Origin of the sequence: Belliella marina (assembly GCF_042682445.1) — a bacterium.
In the GTDB taxonomy this organism is placed as follows: Bacteria; Bacteroidota; Bacteroidia; order Cytophagales; family Cyclobacteriaceae; genus Belliella; species Belliella marina.
The window spans coordinates 231,346-247,612 of record NZ_JBHUHR010000045.1 but is presented as its reverse complement, the minus strand read 5'-3'; the positions used below and the strand labels follow the sequence as shown (position 1 = coordinate 247,612).

Annotated in this window: 17 protein-coding genes; 10 read left to right on the top strand and 7 right to left on the bottom strand. The window is 39.0% G+C overall.

Features of this window, described 5'->3' with window-relative positions:
* The first annotated feature begins 8 nt into the window (after positions 1–8).
* Positions 9–890 (top strand): DUF6999 family protein, encoded by an 882-nt coding sequence (locus ACFSKL_RS18025; protein ID WP_376888001.1) that lies wholly within the window; start codon positions 9–11, stop codon positions 888–890.
* A 94-nt stretch (positions 891–984) separates the two neighbouring features.
* On the opposite strand, the gene ACFSKL_RS18020 is transcribed toward ACFSKL_RS18025, so the two are convergent.
* From ACFSKL_RS18020 to ACFSKL_RS18000, 5 genes are all read right to left on the bottom strand, one after another.
* Positions 985–1,431, bottom strand: coding sequence for a response regulator (locus tag ACFSKL_RS18020; RefSeq protein WP_376887999.1), 447 nt, complete (start codon positions 1,429–1,431; stop codon positions 985–987).
* 227 nt (positions 1,432–1,658) lie between these two features.
* Positions 1,659–3,056: a sigma-54-dependent transcriptional regulator gene (locus ACFSKL_RS18015; RefSeq protein ID WP_376887997.1), complete on the bottom strand. Its 1,398-nt coding sequence runs from the start codon at positions 3,054–3,056 to the stop codon at positions 1,659–1,661.
* A 233-nt stretch (positions 3,057–3,289) separates the two neighbouring features.
* Positions 3,290–4,222 carry an L-histidine N(alpha)-methyltransferase gene (locus ACFSKL_RS18010; protein ID WP_376887994.1) on the bottom strand — a complete coding sequence of 311 codons (933 nt, stop codon included), beginning with the start codon at positions 4,220–4,222 and terminating at the stop codon, positions 3,290–3,292.
* 2 nt (positions 4,223–4,224) lie between these two features.
* A complete protein-coding gene (gene egtB / locus ACFSKL_RS18005) occupies positions 4,225–5,379 on the bottom strand; it encodes an ergothioneine biosynthesis protein EgtB (RefSeq protein WP_376887992.1) in 1,155 nt (384 codons plus the stop codon).
* A 23-nt stretch (positions 5,380–5,402) separates the two neighbouring features.
* A complete protein-coding gene (locus ACFSKL_RS18000) occupies positions 5,403–5,630 on the bottom strand; it encodes a hypothetical protein (protein WP_376887989.1) in 228 nt (75 codons plus the stop codon).
* Positions 5,631–6,016: 386 nt separating this feature from the next.
* Here ACFSKL_RS18000 and ACFSKL_RS17995 point away from each other — a divergent pair, with 386 nt between their 5' ends.
* The 7 genes from ACFSKL_RS17995 (at position 6,017) to ACFSKL_RS17965 (ending at position 12,346) form a co-directional block, all read left to right on the top strand.
* Positions 6,017–6,391, top strand: a complete 375-nt coding sequence (locus ACFSKL_RS17995) for a PRC-barrel domain-containing protein (RefSeq protein WP_376887988.1) — start codon at positions 6,017–6,019, stop codon at positions 6,389–6,391.
* Between the two features lie 206 nt (positions 6,392–6,597).
* Positions 6,598–7,041, top strand: coding sequence for a DUF2267 domain-containing protein (locus ACFSKL_RS17990; RefSeq protein WP_376887986.1), 444 nt, complete (start codon positions 6,598–6,600; stop codon positions 7,039–7,041).
* 48 nt (positions 7,042–7,089) lie between these two features.
* Positions 7,090–8,136 carry a DNA topoisomerase IB gene (locus tag ACFSKL_RS17985; protein ID WP_376887984.1) on the top strand — a complete coding sequence of 349 codons (1,047 nt, stop codon included), beginning with the start codon at positions 7,090–7,092 and terminating at the stop codon, positions 8,134–8,136.
* A gap of 284 nt (positions 8,137–8,420) precedes the next feature.
* Entirely contained in the window at positions 8,421–8,657 is a 237-nt protein-coding gene (locus tag ACFSKL_RS17980) for a hypothetical protein (protein ID WP_376887982.1), read from the top strand.
* Between the two features lie 349 nt (positions 8,658–9,006).
* Positions 9,007–9,423: a hypothetical protein gene (locus ACFSKL_RS17975; protein WP_376887980.1), complete on the top strand. Its 417-nt coding sequence runs from the start codon at positions 9,007–9,009 to the stop codon at positions 9,421–9,423.
* 38 nt (positions 9,424–9,461) lie between these two features.
* Positions 9,462–11,300 (top strand): flavohemoglobin expression-modulating QEGLA motif protein, encoded by a 1,839-nt coding sequence (locus ACFSKL_RS17970; protein ID WP_376887978.1) that lies wholly within the window; start codon positions 9,462–9,464, stop codon positions 11,298–11,300.
* 5 nt (positions 11,301–11,305) lie between these two features.
* Entirely contained in the window at positions 11,306–12,346 is a 1,041-nt protein-coding gene (locus ACFSKL_RS17965) for an ATP-grasp domain-containing protein (RefSeq protein ID WP_376887977.1), read from the top strand.
* Between the two features lie 198 nt (positions 12,347–12,544).
* Here ACFSKL_RS17965 and ACFSKL_RS17960 read toward each other — a convergent pair whose 3' ends face one another.
* The gene (locus tag ACFSKL_RS17960; RefSeq protein WP_376887975.1) at positions 12,545–13,513 is read right to left on the bottom strand and encodes a succinylglutamate desuccinylase/aspartoacylase family protein; all 969 of its coding nucleotides are present in this window, start codon (positions 13,511–13,513) and stop codon (positions 12,545–12,547) included.
* 516 nt (positions 13,514–14,029) lie between these two features.
* On the opposite strand from ACFSKL_RS17960, the gene ACFSKL_RS17955 reads away from it, so the two are divergent.
* Positions 14,030–14,548: a DUF892 family protein gene (locus ACFSKL_RS17955; protein WP_376887972.1), complete on the top strand. Its 519-nt coding sequence runs from the start codon at positions 14,030–14,032 to the stop codon at positions 14,546–14,548.
* Between the two features lie 42 nt (positions 14,549–14,590).
* On the top strand, positions 14,591–15,151 hold the full coding sequence (locus tag ACFSKL_RS17950) for a hypothetical protein (RefSeq protein ID WP_376887969.1): 561 nt from the start codon (positions 14,591–14,593) through the stop codon (positions 15,149–15,151).
* A gap of 28 nt (positions 15,152–15,179) precedes the next feature.
* Here the strand turns inward: ACFSKL_RS17950 and ACFSKL_RS17945 are convergent, their stop codons facing one another.
* Positions 15,180–15,764 (bottom strand): helix-turn-helix domain-containing protein, encoded by a 585-nt coding sequence (locus ACFSKL_RS17945; RefSeq protein ID WP_376887966.1) that lies wholly within the window; start codon positions 15,762–15,764, stop codon positions 15,180–15,182.
* Between the last annotated feature and the right edge of the window lie 503 nt (positions 15,765–16,267).

Sequence of the window (16,267 nt, the reverse complement as noted above, 5' to 3'; positions counted from 1 at the left end):
ACATGAGCATGGATTATTCAAACCACGATGAGAGAGACCCTGACCCTTGGTTAGCCCTCTATCTTGACGACAGCATCCCTATCAATTCCACGACGAAGGAAGCTTTGATGCGGGACAACTCCTCAAAATCAGTAAGATACTTATTGCCTTTCATTCAAATATGGTCCAAAGTAACCATGTTTTTCATACATGTGTTAAAGTACTTTTTGCCTAGAGGTTTCAATTCCTCCAGGATTTTGCACCGTATTTTGGCTTGGGGACTCAAGAATTTTGTAAGTCCTGACGCCAACCTTCTTATCTTCAGACATTTTCATGTCGGGACTGAAATATTACAGTTTATCGCCGGAAATATCCCGGGGATTGAATTGGTTGGAAATCCCTTAAAACCAAAAGATTTCGAGAGTATAAAGGATGACTTGTTTCTCAAGCATGATCTGAATCTATACAACTTCGTCATCAACCTAAATAGGCAACTGAAAGAAAAAGGATTGTCAATAAAGCCGCCCGAAAAAATCAATCTGGCCATGATCACAGAAGATCAGTTTGACCATATTGAGTTTCCTAACAAGTGGACAAACATTTTGGATTTAAGGTCAGCCATTGAGCTTTTCACTCCTTTCTATCAGCTGTTTTTGACGTCCAATGATTTTATCCGTGCTTCCAACTCCCTGCAACTGGACGAAACAATAGCCATCTATACCTCCCAAATCCTGGGAACTCCAGCACATTTGGGTTTGGTAAACAACAAACACCCCATGGTACCTGTCACTACATACAGTGCAGCTTATCGGTTAGTCCTACATGGATTGGCAGCTGAGACCCTCCATGAGATATTGGTAAAAATGAAGGTGAGCAAAAGTAGGGATGGAATCATTACACCCTATGGCTGATCTGCTTTTATACTTATGCTTTGTGTGCAGAGGGAAGTAGCTTCAAATAGTCAAAAAGTTACTTCCCTTGAATTATTTTTTCAGATATTTTTTTTCAAATACTCATCAAAAACGTATCCCTGTCCATTCCTGAGGTAAGATATTGCCAGTTCACAGTAAGGACTTTGACGAGCGCCTTATGGAGATTTTCTAACTTACTAGGTTTGGTGATGTAAATATTTGCCCCACATACGAAAGCCTCTTCAATGTTTCTCTGGTCCGTAGAACTTGAATACATTGCAATTGAGAGTTCCTTCAACTTCTCCTTCTTCCTAATCTCTTTCAGGCATTCCATTCCGTTCTTTTTGGGCAGATTGATATCCAAAAAAAGGATATGGGGAAAAGGATCAACACTTGTATTCAGGTACTCTAACAATTCGGCTCCATCGTTTACGGTTGCTATCCGTAGCTTCATTGGGATATTTTGCAAGGCTTTCTTGAAAAAGAGCTGGTCATCCCGATCGTCTTCGGCAAGAAGAATTTCAATCTGTTGGTGGTTCATCTATTATGGTTTTGACGGACTTAAAATAATCATAAATAACTTATCGTCAAAAATATTCAAGCGAAGTCATAGGGACTTTTTGGGCATGACCAAACAAAAAATGTTTTTCGACTAAAGGTAGGAAGCATTTCATTCCTTTATTAAAAGAAGATAAGTATGTGGTATTATGTCATAATATCCCGGCTATGGATCATTCAGACCCATATGTTCTGATTCAATTTTCGGCTTCAATAGGATATATTCAGGGTTTTAAGCTTACTGTAAAGGGTTTTTCTGTGAATATTTAATTTTTCGGCAGCTTTGGTCTTGTTATACTTTACAGCTTCCAGTACCTCTCTGATTTTTTCAGATTCCGCCATCAATGCCACCGATTTTAAATCTTTGTCTTGATCCAAGTTATTTTCTTCACTTTCTACACTTTCTTGGAATTCATGGGCGATGTTTTTTTGTCTTCCTGAACATCGGATTCTTTCTGGAAGTGATGCAGCTGGAATTTGGTTATCTTTATCTATAAATAAGCATGCCCTTCTTACTGCATTTTTTAGCTCTCTGATATTTCCAGGCCAATCATATCCTTCCATTAGTTGCATTGCCTCCTCTGTGAACTTCGGTGGTTCATTTTTACCAAGTTCTTTTGCCGTTTGTTCCAGAAAAAAATCTATAAATTGGAACAAATCCTTTCCCCTTTCTTTCAAGGTCGGAATTTTCAGCAGAAATTCACTTAATCTATAATAAAGATCTTCCCTAAAACCCAAAGCTTCGGATTTGAAAAGGAGATCCTCATTTGTTGCCGTTATTATCCGTACATCGATGGGTATCTCCTTAGTTCCACCCACTTTTCGTATTACTTTTTCCTGCAATGCACGCAAGAGAGCTATCTGCACATCAGCAGAAAGGTTAGCTATCTCATCTAGAAAGATTGTTCCCCCATTGGCCATTTCAAAGAATCCCATTTTCTGCGACACAGCGCCTGTAAATGCCCCCTTTTCATGTCCAAAAAGCTCACTTCCACCCAACTCTTTGGAAAGGCATCCGCAATCAACTGCAATGAAGGGTTGTTCCCTTCTTTTGCTGGAGTGATGGATCAACCTGGCATAGGATTCTTTTCCTGTGCCAGTCTCCCCCTCTATGATCACGGAATAATCAGTCGGACCAACTTTATTGATGTTGTATTGTACTTCCCTTGCTATCTTACTGTTTCCCTGTACATATTCTGGTTCTTTGACAATACTTTTTTTCTCCCCTCCCCCTATTTTCTTTGCTTCTTTCCTAGGATTATCTTCTTCCAATACCTCAAGCAATTCATCTGGGTTGATAGGCTTGGCCAAATAACCAGTAGCCCCTTCCCTAATCATGGACACTACGTTTTTGAGATTGATTTGGTTGGAAGTAAAGATGACCGAAGAATCAGGGCTTACACTCTTGATCATCTCAAAAAAAACATTCCCATCTGTATTTGGCATTCTATATTCACAGATGACCACTTGAAAAGTATCTTCTTTCAGCATCTGGATTGCGTGTGAACCATGCGTGCTAGTCTCTACCCTATAACCACTCTTGGTCAAAAACTTTTTCAAGAGATTACAAAACGAAAGCTGATTATCAATGACGAGTATGCTTTTCATAAAATTTGGCAATTTAATGTAGTTGGGAGAATTTTCATTTATGACACTAAGCAGACCAGTAACATAATCTGGATAAAATTAAGATTTCACAACCTTCCTGCCTTTACGCTCTATTTCAAAGGTAGGCAACAATCATCATATCAGTATTACAATATTTTTAATCAGATTTATATAATTACCATACAAAATATGTGAAATTATGTAAATGAAAAGTTTAATTACATAAATAATATTCAATCTTGTTTTCTAAACAAGCTTAGTGAAAAATAACCCTTACTGTCCAAGAAATGCCTAACTGTAGCAAACCCAGTCTCTTTGCCAATAGAATTCAGTTCTTTGATACTGAACTTTCGCGAAACCTCAGTAAGGATGGCTTCATATCTGTCAAATTGAAATAAACGTCCGGCAATTTGTACAATTTGTTTCTTCTGGCTCACAAGATAGCTCATTGCTTCTCCTGTCACCGGATTATATGTCCCAAAATGTTCAAATTCAGAAAGATCAAAATCCCCACCCAGTTCCCTATTTATTCTTTCCAATAAATTAAGATTAAAAAGTCTGGTCACACCATCCTTATCATTATATGCTGCCCGGATCACATGGGGGTTTTTCCTCAGATCTACCCCCATCATAAAATAATCCCCTCTTTTCATCATACCATTGACAAAGCCCATAAATCCCTTGGCCTTATCTCCCGGAAAATTACCGATATTGCTCCCCATAAACAGCAGGAGCCTAGGTTTATCCCTTTTCTCCAGCTGACTGGAAGTCAGTAAATAGTCACCTGCTATGGGAATAATTTCAAGTTTTGGAACCTGGGAATGGATCAAATCCTTATTCACTTCCAAAATCCCAGGGGAAATATCCATCGGGATATAAGTCAGTGAGTTAAACTTCCTGATAGCCTGTTTCAAAAAAATCATCGTTTTGGAACCATCTCCAGAACCAAGTTCGACAATATCAATTGTATCAAAGGGTATCTCAGCCAAAATCAAATCTGAGCTCTCATTCAAAATTTCGACTTCACATCCAGGCAGATAATACTCATCCAAAGCCATGATTCTCTGAAAAATCTTAGATCCTTTTTCATCATAAAAGTATTTTGAGGGAAGTGTTTTGAATTCTGATCCTAATCCAGTCAGTACATCCTGAAGAAATCTATCCATCGTTATTTGATTAATCTGATACCTGAAAACAACCATCTACTGGTTGCATGAAAGAAATTCCTGTATGTCATGCGGCTGTGTCCATATGGGGTAGCCACTGATCCCCCCCTGAGGACGTATTGGTTGGACATGAACTTACCATTGTACTCACCAAGAGCACCAGGCATTTTCCTGTATCCAGGATAAGGAAGGTAGGCGCTGTTTGTCCATTCCCACAACTGCCCCCAATTGAGACGTCCTGAAGCTACTTCCCATTCATATTCGGTTGGTAAACGCATACCTTTCCATGTTGCAAATGCCTGGGCTTCATAAAAACTCACATGCTGCAGTGGAAGTGACAAATCAACTTTTTCCAACCCCTTGAGGCTGTAATTATACCAATCCTTTCCTCTTTGATGCCAATATAAAGGTGCTTCCAGTCTTTCCCTTTGTACGAAATCCCAACCTTCAGATAGCCATAAATCAAAATCCCTATAACCACCTGCCTTCATAAATTCAAGGTATTCACCGTTCGATACCAGTTTTTTGGCTATTTCAAACTCCTGTAAGTAGACTTGGTGCTTACCCAACTCATTATCATAGCTAAATCCTTTCGTCTCTGCCCCTATTTCATAAAGCCCAGCCTTGAATGGTGCAAATCCTTCGGATAATTCCTCACTTGTAGAAAAACCATTTCCATAGATAGGTAACAATGGTTGCATTCCCAAAATATACTTAATGTCATATACCAAAAGCTCTTGATGTTGCTGCTCATGGTTGATCCCTATTTCAACAATATCGAGTACATTCTTTGGAGGTGAAGATTCCAGCAATTCCACACACTTTTGGGTGACATACTGTCTGTACTCCATGACTTCCCGGACTAAAGGACGACTCATAAAACCACGGTTATGCCGTTCTACCCTCTTCCCTGCGTTGTTATAGTAACTGTTGAATAGATAGGAGTATCCCTCATCGAAGACCTTGTATCCTTCCAGATAATCCTTCAGTATAAAAGCTTCAAAAAACCATGTAGTATGTCCCAAGTGCCATTTGGGTGGAGAAACATCCACTATGGGTTGGGGAACATAATCTTCAATCTCCAAGGGTGAACATATCCTTTCGGTTTGTAACCTAGTCAGTTCAAAACGGATTTTCAATTGTGTATTTCTTTTCATAAGTCTTAAAAAAAAGCCTAACATTAAGATGCATTATCTTTGCTGTTCTCCTCTTTGTTTGGGTCTTTCTTTTTGTTCCAATTCGGATTGGGTTCTAAAAACTCTTCGTAAGGCTCGTCTTGATCCTGATCAGCCTTTTTTCCAGTTTCGTCTGTATCTCTCTCTTTTTCGGATTCTTTTTGCCTTTTGGCCACTTTTGCCTGGAAATAACTTTTGTAAATGACCTTCGGCAGTAACTGTTGGTTTTTCATGGTAAATGGTTTTGTTTCTATCCTTTTGATTTGGATAAATATCTATTCGGAATGTGGAAACCGTTTTTCCCTATGTTCAATTATTCAAATACCGAACCAGTACCACTCAAGCAATCAATTTTCCAATAAAACCCCTTGTATCCCTTAGTTAGTTTTAGCCAAATAATGAAAGTCCTGGTTACGCAAGCGCCCGATTGATCAAATTTTATGGATTGCCATTTCCCACAAAACCTGGGCAACAGTATGTCGCTTTTTTAAGAAAAGTAACAATGTAATTCTACAGCGGATTATACCAAAACCACCTTTATCTGTGCTAATGCGGAAAGGAATGAAGATTGAAGGATATAGCTTGATTACAAAATTTTCAACTAAACCAAAAAAACATCATGAGAAACGAACTGAATGAATTGATCTTACCCGGTAAAGATGTAAAGGGATCGAATGTCCAAAATCCATCTGGCGAAAGGATTGGCACCATCAACGACATAATGATTGAAGCAGAAAGTGGTAATATAGCCTATGCTGTGCTTGAAGTTGATACGGGATTTCTTAATCTGGGGAGCAAATACTTCGCTATTCCATGGCAAGCCCTTTCTTTCGACAACCACCAAGATAACATTGTCATTTTGGATGTAGACAAGGAAAAACTGGAAAATTCCCCAGGTTTTGACAAAGATGACTGGCCTTCTGGACCGCAATATGAATTTATAGATAGAGTACATACCTATTATGGATTCAGAAAGGATCATAACATCCTGTAGAACACTGATTTTGGATTCCTTAAAAGAGCCTGTCCCAAATGACAATTCACTGCATTGTGGTTTGCCAGACAGCCTCTTTTTGGAAATCCATCATTGGATTACAATTGGGATTATGAACATCTCGATTTTACACAATTCTACACACACTTGATTGATCCATAATCAAACGATAAATATGATATCATTCACCCCAAAAGAAAATACCCATGTCTATTAACTTTGATAAATTTGCCCAACAGGGGAATTTCTACATAAAGCAACTTGCAGAGGATCTGGGACATCCCGAGGACCTAAGCCAAACTTCCATATTGCTTAGATCTGTCCTACACGCCGTCCGAGACAGGATCAGCTTTCAGGAATCCCTTCATTTTCTTTCCCAGCTTCCTATGTTTCTCAAGGCGCTATATGTGGAAACATGGGTTTATGATACCGACTCCACACAAATCAAACGCTTGGAAGAGTTCAAAACTGCGGTCAAGGATGTGCAGATGAAATTTGGTGAAAGGCAGTTTGACTGGAAAGAATCCACCGAAGAGCTGATTTCCAAAGTGCTCCAGTCCTTGGGGAAACATTTTCTCACTGAGGGGCAACTTTCCCACGTAGCGGAACAAATGCCTAAAGAAGTGAAACCTTTGTTTCCATACCATTAATCAGAAAGGACAATTTCCCCTTTTCATAATTTTTTGTATTGAAGATCCATGGACAAGCATCGAAACACGACCTTGGCAAACGAGCAGATTGCCAAAGAAGCAGATCTCAAGTATATGGATTGCAGTGTCCCTGGTATCAATAGGCGAGTTAGGGGAAAAGGGTTTTCATTTCATTTCCCCGATGGGAATCTAGTGACCGACCCAAAAGTCCTAAAGAGAATAAAAGAATTGGCAATTCCACCAGCATGGTCAAAAGTGTGGGTTTGCAAAAGCGCCCAAGGCCATATTCAAGCTACAGGATATGACAAAAGGAAAAGAAAGCAATACCTCTACCATCAAGATTGGGTCAAACTACGCAGCGAAACCAAATTTTTTCAACTGTATCAGTTTGGGAAAAAGCTGCCAAAAATAAGAAAATCCATAGCACATGATATAGGATTGGCAGGTCTTCCTGTCCAAAAAGTCCTTGCTACGGTTGTGTCACTCCTGCTAAAGGTACATGCCCGGATCGGGAATATTTTTTATGAAGATCAAAATGGAACCTATGGACTCACCACTTTGCGGGATGAGCATGTCACCATAAGCAAAAATGCCATAGAGCTGAAATTCCCGGGAAAGAAAAATATCAATCAGCACCTCTCACTCCATAGCTCCACCATATCCAAAATAATCAGGAAATGCAGGGATCTCCCAGGAGAGACCTTATTTCAATATATCGATAAAAATGGAAAACCCCAGGCCATAGATTCGTGCATGGTCAACTCCTATATCAGGTCCATAGGCGATGCACCCTTTACTGCCAAAGATTTCAGGACTTGGTCTGGCAGCGTTTTGGCTGTTGAGTTTCTATTAAGACATACCCTGCCTGAATCCATGAAAGAACGTGAAAAGCTGGTACTTGAGGTAATCAGAAAAGTCGCCAAAAGACTGGGTAACACCCCTACAATCTGTAGAAAATATTATATACACCCATTGATCATAGGCACTTATTGTTCAGACAATTGGGAAAAATTGTTGTCAGGAAAAACCTCCGCGAATCATTTTTACAACAAATCAGAAAAATTATTGCTGAAACTGCTCAAAGCTGACCAATAAACTTGAGGACTAGCAGCAATGGCTTCCATACCCCGGCAATTTATTTCATTACTCGCAATCCTAGATCAATAATAGCTAGTCCCCTAAAGACACTCCTTCTCTGCTATTGGATTCAAAGTGACCCACTATGGGCAAAATAGGTGACAACAATAAGAAAATTGGAATCCCGAAAATTTAGAAAACCTTTATAAAACCAGATAAAGGTACATTTTCAAATCCCAATTCCTATGGAATGGCTTTTGGGTATTAATAGATCAAAATGTAAAACCAAAAACAATAATATTATGAAAGAGCATCGTAAAGAAGGCCAGTTGGCCAAGGAAATTGAAAAAAGAACTGCACAGATTCCATCTGACATATTTCTATGGTCTTCAGTTTCTGCTATGGGAGTATCATTGGCTTTGAAAGCCATCGGAAAAAGTAGTACCGCCCTTTTTGTCGGGCAATGGGCTGCTCCATTTCTCTTGGTGGGCATATATAACAAGATTGTGAAGACAACAGGATCTGACAAAGAAGATTGATCAAAAAGTGTGTAATGGAGGGATGGTCGAGAAGACTCAACCATCCCTCTTATTTTTTTTTACTTGCCCCCACTTTTGATGGTTAGATAAGAAACCAATCTCTCTCCGAAAATAGACAAGTTCACCCATTCCTGATTTTTCCGATATATGCCAAGACAATACTGTTACAGTTTGACCTCCGAATGTCACTTGTGGTAAACAAAACAATAAGGTCCCATAGGATTCATAATAGTGACAAAACCTGTCCCAAATAGGTGAAAAACCATAAAAAGAACCTCATTTCGCCCATCAAAACTTATAGGCATAAAATTGGCAAAATCAATTTGACAAACCAAATAACAACATACTTATGGAATCTATCAAAATATTGTCCAAAACACTTATATGCATATTTACCATATGCATTATCCATTCCTGTGAACACAGAAATACACAGAGGGAATATGCTGAAGATGAAAGCATATACGGTGACCGAAGCGAGGAGGCCCTAAAACCTGAAAACAGAACCTCAACAGATACAACAGGACTGCAGGATACAGATGGCCTGAAGATTGACGAAAATGAAAAACACAACAGTTCCATCCCACCCAAAGTGTATAATGCGATCAAAAGTGATTCTTCATTGAATAAGCAAGAGGTGGTGGACTCCAGGCGCTATGAGAAAGAAAACACCATCTATTATGAAGTCCTCTTTCGAAAAAATGACAAGATAACTACCGTCACTTTCGATAAAGAAGGAAATTATTCTGGTGATTATAATGATTAGAGTAAAAAATCCACTTAACCACATACAGATTAGTAGCCATGGAACAATCAATTTCAGAGAAAATATCCAATGCTATAAAAACAGGCCAATCCCTTGATCTTGATCTTGGGAAAGGCAAAAAGCTAAAATTGGAGAGGAGGCTCCCCTTTTTACTGGTTTACCGGTTTTCCGATGAAAAGGGAAAGATGTTTGCCGAACTGGTAACTGGGGAGGCCTCCTATCTCACCGCCTCCACCTACCTGAATGCAAAAAGTGAAATCGTACGTTTGATATTATCTTCTTCCAAGTCAATCTCCGAAGAGTTCCGTGCCGTCATGATCATGGAAATCTGGGTCAATCCCAATGAACCAAAGATGTTCACTATCAATTCCGGTAAAAACAAATCCCCCGAAACAGTAGAAACGATACTCAAAGGGCTGCAAGGATATTCAGAATCACATGGATTGGAGGTGAAAGTAAACTATACCCCCCAACGCCATCCACCAAACCTCTTTCCCCTACTTACTTTGGAGCAATGTAGGGAAGCTGGAATCTACCTTATTGGGTTGGAAATCCCCGGTTTTTTTCTCAATCCGGACAAGGGCGAATTCTACCCTTTGGTATACGAGGATTTTAAGCGATTCTTCTCCAAATTGATACGGAAGTCAGTTTATGATTTTCTTAGGGTACAAACCACATTTGGGATCAAGCATTACCAGATGTTGGGAACTACCAATATCAGTAAGCACGCATGGGATGTAGAAAAACAGCTGAGCCAAGTGCAAAAAAAATATCAGTTCCTGTTGCTGATTTCCCCAGTCAATACCATAGAGGCCAAACAATCATTTATAGAAAACAAATATTTGCTGAAACCTAAATTTATTTACAGGCTTCTGCCAGTGGATCCTGACCGATTGAAGGAAAAACTTTTTCAAATCAGTATAAGCGAGGTGGAAGATCCCACTCTTCGATTTCTTTTTATGGACAAAAGAGAGGAGTTGGAAAAGCAGATCACCATGCTAAAAGAGCGTGGAACAAAAAATTTCATGCACACCAGTATCAGATTATACAATGCAGTAGACCATTCACTTTATAACCAGGCAAAGTCTCTACTGCAAGAAATACCACCAGAAAATGAAAGCCAAGAACCGTTGGCTGATTGCAGGGATTTGCTTGAAGCGTCCAAACGGGAGATTTCCCTATACCAGCAAACCAACAGCTCTATCAATCCCAAAATCATCATCAAAGATGACATTGTTGGCATGTTGGTTTCGCAAGGGAATCTCTATATCGGCAAATCCTTCAAAGTCCCAAAAAAACAACTGCAAGCGATGGTACACCATGAAATAGGAACCCATGTATTGACTTATTTCAATGGAATACACCAACCTTTTACGCAGCTATCTTCGGGTTTTGCCGATTATGATGAATTGCAGGAAGGTCTTGCTGTATTTTCGGAATATCTATGTGGGGGTCTTTCCGCCAACCGACTCAGGATTTTGGCAGCACGAGTTATTGCTGCCCATTGCCTTACCGAAGGCTATGATTTCCCATCCACATTCAGGGTATTGTTTGAGACTTATCGATTGGATGAGAAAACTGCCTTTGAAATTACGGCCAGAATCCACCAATCGGGTGGTTGTACGAAGGACATCATCTATCTCCGGGGCTTGATCAGTTTGCTGGAATATCTGAAAGAGGGTGGTGATTTGGAAATTCTGTATGTAGGTAAAATAGCACTAAAACATATTTCTCTGGTCCAGGAGATGAAACTTCGAGGTATCATCAGACCCCCTGCCCTAATACCTCGATACCTCAGTACAGAAGAAGGAAAACAACGTCTGGCAGTAGCCAGGCAAGGTATCAAACTAAAAAACCTAATCATGAACAAGCCATAAACCCAATGAAAATCGTATTTATCATCAATCAACTTGCAACAGAAGGCGTAGATTACGACACCACATTGTTATCTTTTACAGCTGCAAAAATGGGGCATGAGGTATACACCCTCCAAGTGGAGGATTTATGCTATTTTTCCGACGGAAAAACCGGTGGAAGAGCTGTAAAAGCACCTTCCAAACTTTCAACAATCGAAAAATACCTAACCCAAATTCAGGAAAACACTCAAATGGAGCTGATTTCGTTCGGACTGATGGATGTTATATTTTTGAGAAACAATCCCTGCGAAGAAGTCGGAGACCGATCTTGGGCAAAAACTGCGGGAATGGTTTTTTGTCAGTTGGCCATAGCCGAGGGTGTATTGGTCCTCAATGATCCCTATACCTTGATGACTTCCTTCAACAAGATGTACTTCCAGCATTTTCCCGAATCGGTAAGACCTAGGACAATTATATCGCGGAACTCGGAAGAGATCAAGGCTTTCTTCCACAAAGAAAACAAAAAGATTATACTCAAGCCTCTTCAGGGATCCGGAGGAAAAGACGTGTTTTTGTTGGATAGCTCAACAAACCTCAACCAAATTGTCGAGACCATCAACAGGTATGGATTTATCATAGCCCAAGAATATTTGCCTGAGGCCGAAAGTGGAGACATCAGGGTGATCATGCTAAACGGAAAAATCCTCGAAGTCAACGGGAAATTTGCCGCCATGCGCAGGGTCAACAAGAAGGGTGATATCAGAAGTAATCTCCATGCAGGAGGTTCTGCAACAAAATTTGAAATGAGTGATAAAGTCCAAGAGCTTTGCAAGGCAGTAGCCCCCAAGCTTATCAATGATGGGATGTTTATGGTTGGGATAGACATTGTTGGTGACAAAATCATAGAACTTAACCTGGATAGTCCTGGCGGTCTTGTGAGTATGGAGAGATTTGAAAAAGTCAAATTCACCCAGAAAGTCATCGAAGCAATCGAGCAAAAAGTCAAGTATAAAAACCAATATCGGGGAAGCTTACCGAACGCCTTTCTTTCTAGTCTGTGTGTCTAAGCTGTAAATGCTGGGGAAAAATAAAACAGCTAAATTTCTTCTGATATTTAGCTGTTTTACTTGGAAGTTTGGCTGAAATACTGTTGAAATCACATTGCAACTGACAGGTAAGCCCTATTCTTAAACCAGACAAATAAGGTGAAACCAAAAAAAACACCCTGTGAATGTCTGATTTGTAAAATTATTCTTTACTGTGAATTAGCTAGCATTGTCAGCTTCGGTTTTTTTGACAATATAAAAACCATCCTTCCCTGCTTTTTGATAAAGAGGCATAAAAATATATCCTGAAAAAGGTGATATAATAGGCTTGCCATCACTATGTGCAAGCAGTTCTCCTTTTTCAATTTTGGTAAAATTCTTGAATCCAGACTTCATGACAAAAGTAGCCACATCTTGGATATCCTGCCTGAATACTACCTCATAGATAGCCTTTTGCTTTTGTATAGCAGGTATCAATTCTTTCATCGGAAAAATACTTGCCGATACATCTTTAAGATTCAACATTCCCAAAGTGATCATGGTATGGAATATGGTATTGATATGAGTGGTTATAGAATTTGGATCCAGGTGCTGTCCTCCTTCGACAGTAAACCCAACATATCCACGTTCGGTGAGAAAATGATCAAAATGCCCTGGTATAAACTCTTCTATGCCTACAACTACAGGAAGTTTCATTTTTGTCGCAAACTCTGTATTTGAGGTTTTTCGGTTGACACTTATATAGGGAATAGAATCTGAGGAGGTAGAATGAAGATCCAAAAAATACAGGTTCTTACTTCCATTTTTTTGATTCTCTACTTTCTCTATCATCTGTACAATCTCCCTACGTTCCAATTCTTCATGGATAAAATATGGCTGACCTGATTCTATCGAATTGCCATTTTCCAGAAATATCCTGTTCAGATCCCTATCTATATATCTTTCACCTGTCCGAAGGGCCATCAAGTTTCCTGCGATTCCCAATAAATTCCCATTCATGGCAACATCTAGACGCTCTAGTTCGGCAAAGACTTTTTTGAGGGCTATTACACCACTTGGCTCGTTTCCGTGTATTCCTGCCCCCACTACAAGCAATGGTGCATCCGGCTTTATCTGGGTGGGGTACAATCCGATTTCACGTTTGGTATGGCTCTTCACCAAATCCATTTCTAACTTATGATCCAGCATATATTTAAAATTCAATAATTGAAACAATCGTTTTCAGCAACACCATCAACCGTTTTTCAACAGCATGCCTTCCATATGGCATACCTATTCTATTTGGGTTATATGGCATCTTTGACTTTTTATATTCAATAAGCAATCCAATCACCAAAGGCTTTTCTGAGCGGTTTTCTGCACTTTTCGAAAAATCTCTGGACTAAAAAAGTTACGGTCTGTCACCAAAAAGAGTCTTTGTCCCTCGCTAAACAAATTAGGAGGCTATAACCGGGAAATCAAAAGTTGAAGATAAGTAAACCCTGAAATTTAGCTTAAATGCACTATAATTCATTTATAAGGGGATTGTTTGCATTGCGAAATATCCCTCTGTCCCATTCAATTTCCATATTTGCTGTATGGCCTCCTATTTGTTTGATACTTAGGAAAAACCAATTGATTTAGCATCAAAAATCAGATTGGGAATATTTAGACAAACCATCAATCCATCTTAAAAGGTTTTTAAGAATCATAAATTCAGCTATCATGATCTTCCAAGATGCACCCTCTCCCAACCATCCATATCACAGCCAAAATAATGATATCAATCTTTGGTTTATGTATAAATGCATGGAGATATACCATGGGGAAATGAAAATCCTAAAATGTGTCAATTCCCTAAAACCAAGGCACGAAAATCCACTTCTATCCGACTTGCTTTTGAAGTACAGTCATGTAAAAAGCCAACAAATCGAAAATTTGGGGAAAATATTTTTGATTATTGACTTGCCGCTGGAGGGAAAAAAGAGCCCTATTATCGATTTTTTGGTAGATGAATGTGTAAGATACAAATCATTGTTTCCACAAAATTTCGAAGGGCATTATCATTTGTCCCAAACCTTGCTTGCCATAAATGTAGTTGTCCAAAATTCCTATTCGTGGATAAGCGATATGGTCCAAGATTCAAACCTTGAAGATCTATCAGAATTGGTCACTGCCAACCTGGAATTGGAAAATAATGTTGGCATCCAATTGATGGATTGGAGCACCTCATTTGACAGATAGAACCCAAAAGGGAATATTCTATTTCACAAAACAAAGATTACCATGGACGTAAAAAATTTCATAATTGCAGTATTTTCAGGAGTTGTAGGGACTATTGCCATGACAATAGTCATGTACATATACAGTAAAATCGTACATCAAAACACGAAAGTTGTACATGTTTTGGGCACGATGCTGACCGGTGGTCAAGACTCACAAATCGATGATAAAAAGATATTTTGGGCAGGATGCGTGGGTCATACCGGAGTTGGGGTCTTATTTTCATTTGCATACTTTCTATTATGGAACTGGGGCATCTTCCGAATCAATTTTGAAGACTCCGTGTGGGTTGGGATATTAAGTGGTTTGGTTGCCATCGTAATTTGGCGTACTTATTTCAATTTACATAGATCTCCACCAGCGGTATCTCTTAACCACTATTCCATTGCGCTGTTTTTGGCTCATATTGTATTTGGTATTGTAACAGTCAACCTGTTTTTTATCATCGTAAAGAACCCAAACTTATGGTACGAACTCCAGGATAGTACCAAATTATCATTTATACAATATAAAGCAATCCCACAATACGCTTGGGTGAAATTTATCTTTTGGTCGATAGTATAGATGGAGGTAAAAGGATAAAAATATGCATTTAGCATTCTGCCTGGACAGTGTCCCCTGTCTTACTGAATCCATTCTTTTTCCTAAATAGGATTCTTTGGAATTCCGAAGGTGACAATCCAGTGGTTTTTCTGAATTGGCTAGATAAATGGGCTACACTGCTATAATTAAGTTGGTATGCAATCTCCGTCAACGTCAGTTCATGATTTTGCATTAAGTGCTTGACCATCTCTATCTTTTGAAGGATCACGTAGTTTTCTATAGTAGTCATGGTCAATTCCGAAAAGAGGGAGGCCAAGTAACCATAACTGTATCCAAGGTTTTCGCAAAGATAAAATGATGTGTTTACTGCAATGTTTTCCTGATTTGGTTTGACTAGTTCAGCTATAAGGTTTTTGATTTTTTGAACTATCATTTCCTTTGGGTCACTGATGATCGTAATTCCATATGACAAAAGCTTATTGGACAAAGATTTTAATTTCACAGAATCTAACTGACCATTGATTTTCACCATTGTCGGGGAGAGAATCGAATAGTCAATACCTATTTCATCGAAACTCTCCTGAAGAATCTTCTTATAAAGGAAATTCACGTCGATTTTTAGGTTGATTTCCATGTTATGGTTCATTTAGGATTAAAACAAACATTTTTCCCCCAATACTTTGCAATACCTGTTCCACTGGAGATCTTCCTATTCTATCGACAGTTATATCAACCTTTAATATACTTGGAGGTCAAACTTTTATCCTGTTGATCCCTCAAGAAAATCTGTGTCTAAGTGTTAAAATTGCAGGTGGATAAAGAAATCACAAATGACTGACACTATCTCTCATACTGCTCTAGACCCACTATTGGGACGATTTTACCCAATTTTATGGAATTGCACCCCAGAGAAGATGATCTATATTCTAAACCAAATACATAAAGGAGAAAAAATAGAACTCACCACTTCAATAGGATTTAATTAATTTGTTCAATAAATCTGAAACAATTCCATTACTTGCAAAAAAACAAATCCCAACTCTACATTTTGGGTAATTATTCCCCAGAATCCCAACAATGGAAGCATTATGATGAAATAGTAATAAGCAATACAAACTGCAAATGAACAAGCTTTAA

Bases quoted from the DNA above. Each gene is read 5' to 3' on its own strand.
- ACFSKL_RS17975 (WP_376887980.1), top strand. From the start codon at position 9,007: ATGGAATCTATCAAAATATTGTCCAAAACACTTATATGCATATTTACC.
- egtB (WP_376887992.1), bottom strand. From the start codon at position 5,379: ATGAAAAGAAATACACAATTGAAAATCCGTTTTGAACTGACTAGGTTA.
- ACFSKL_RS18000 (WP_376887989.1), bottom strand. From the start codon at position 5,630: ATGAAAAACCAACAGTTACTGCCGAAGGTCATTTACAAAAGTTATTTC.
- ACFSKL_RS17980 (WP_376887982.1), top strand. From the start codon at position 8,421: ATGAAAGAGCATCGTAAAGAAGGCCAGTTGGCCAAGGAAATTGAAAAA.
- ACFSKL_RS18010 (WP_376887994.1), bottom strand. From the start codon at position 4,222: ATGGATAGATTTCTTCAGGATGTACTGACTGGATTAGGATCAGAATTC.
- ACFSKL_RS17995 (WP_376887988.1), top strand. From the start codon at position 6,017: ATGAGAAACGAACTGAATGAATTGATCTTACCCGGTAAAGATGTAAAG.
- ACFSKL_RS17955 (WP_376887972.1), top strand. From the start codon at position 14,030: ATGATCTTCCAAGATGCACCCTCTCCCAACCATCCATATCACAGCCAA.
- ACFSKL_RS17960 (WP_376887975.1), bottom strand. From the start codon at position 13,513: ATGCTGGATCATAAGTTAGAAATGGATTTGGTGAAGAGCCATACCAAA.
- ACFSKL_RS17970 (WP_376887978.1), top strand. From the start codon at position 9,462: ATGGAACAATCAATTTCAGAGAAAATATCCAATGCTATAAAAACAGGC.
- ACFSKL_RS18015 (WP_376887997.1), bottom strand. From the start codon at position 3,056: ATGAAAAGCATACTCGTCATTGATAATCAGCTTTCGTTTTGTAATCTC.
- ACFSKL_RS17945 (WP_376887966.1), bottom strand. From the start codon at position 15,764: ATGGAAATCAACCTAAAAATCGACGTGAATTTCCTTTATAAGAAGATT.
- ACFSKL_RS17985 (WP_376887984.1), top strand. From the start codon at position 7,090: ATGGACAAGCATCGAAACACGACCTTGGCAAACGAGCAGATTGCCAAA.
- ACFSKL_RS18025 (WP_376888001.1), top strand. From the start codon at position 9: ATGGATTATTCAAACCACGATGAGAGAGACCCTGACCCTTGGTTAGCC.
- ACFSKL_RS18020 (WP_376887999.1), bottom strand. From the start codon at position 1,431: ATGAACCACCAACAGATTGAAATTCTTCTTGCCGAAGACGATCGGGAT.
- ACFSKL_RS17965 (WP_376887977.1), top strand. From the start codon at position 11,306: ATGAAAATCGTATTTATCATCAATCAACTTGCAACAGAAGGCGTAGAT.
- ACFSKL_RS17950 (WP_376887969.1), top strand. From the start codon at position 14,591: ATGGACGTAAAAAATTTCATAATTGCAGTATTTTCAGGAGTTGTAGGG.
- ACFSKL_RS17990 (WP_376887986.1), top strand. From the start codon at position 6,598: ATGTCTATTAACTTTGATAAATTTGCCCAACAGGGGAATTTCTACATA.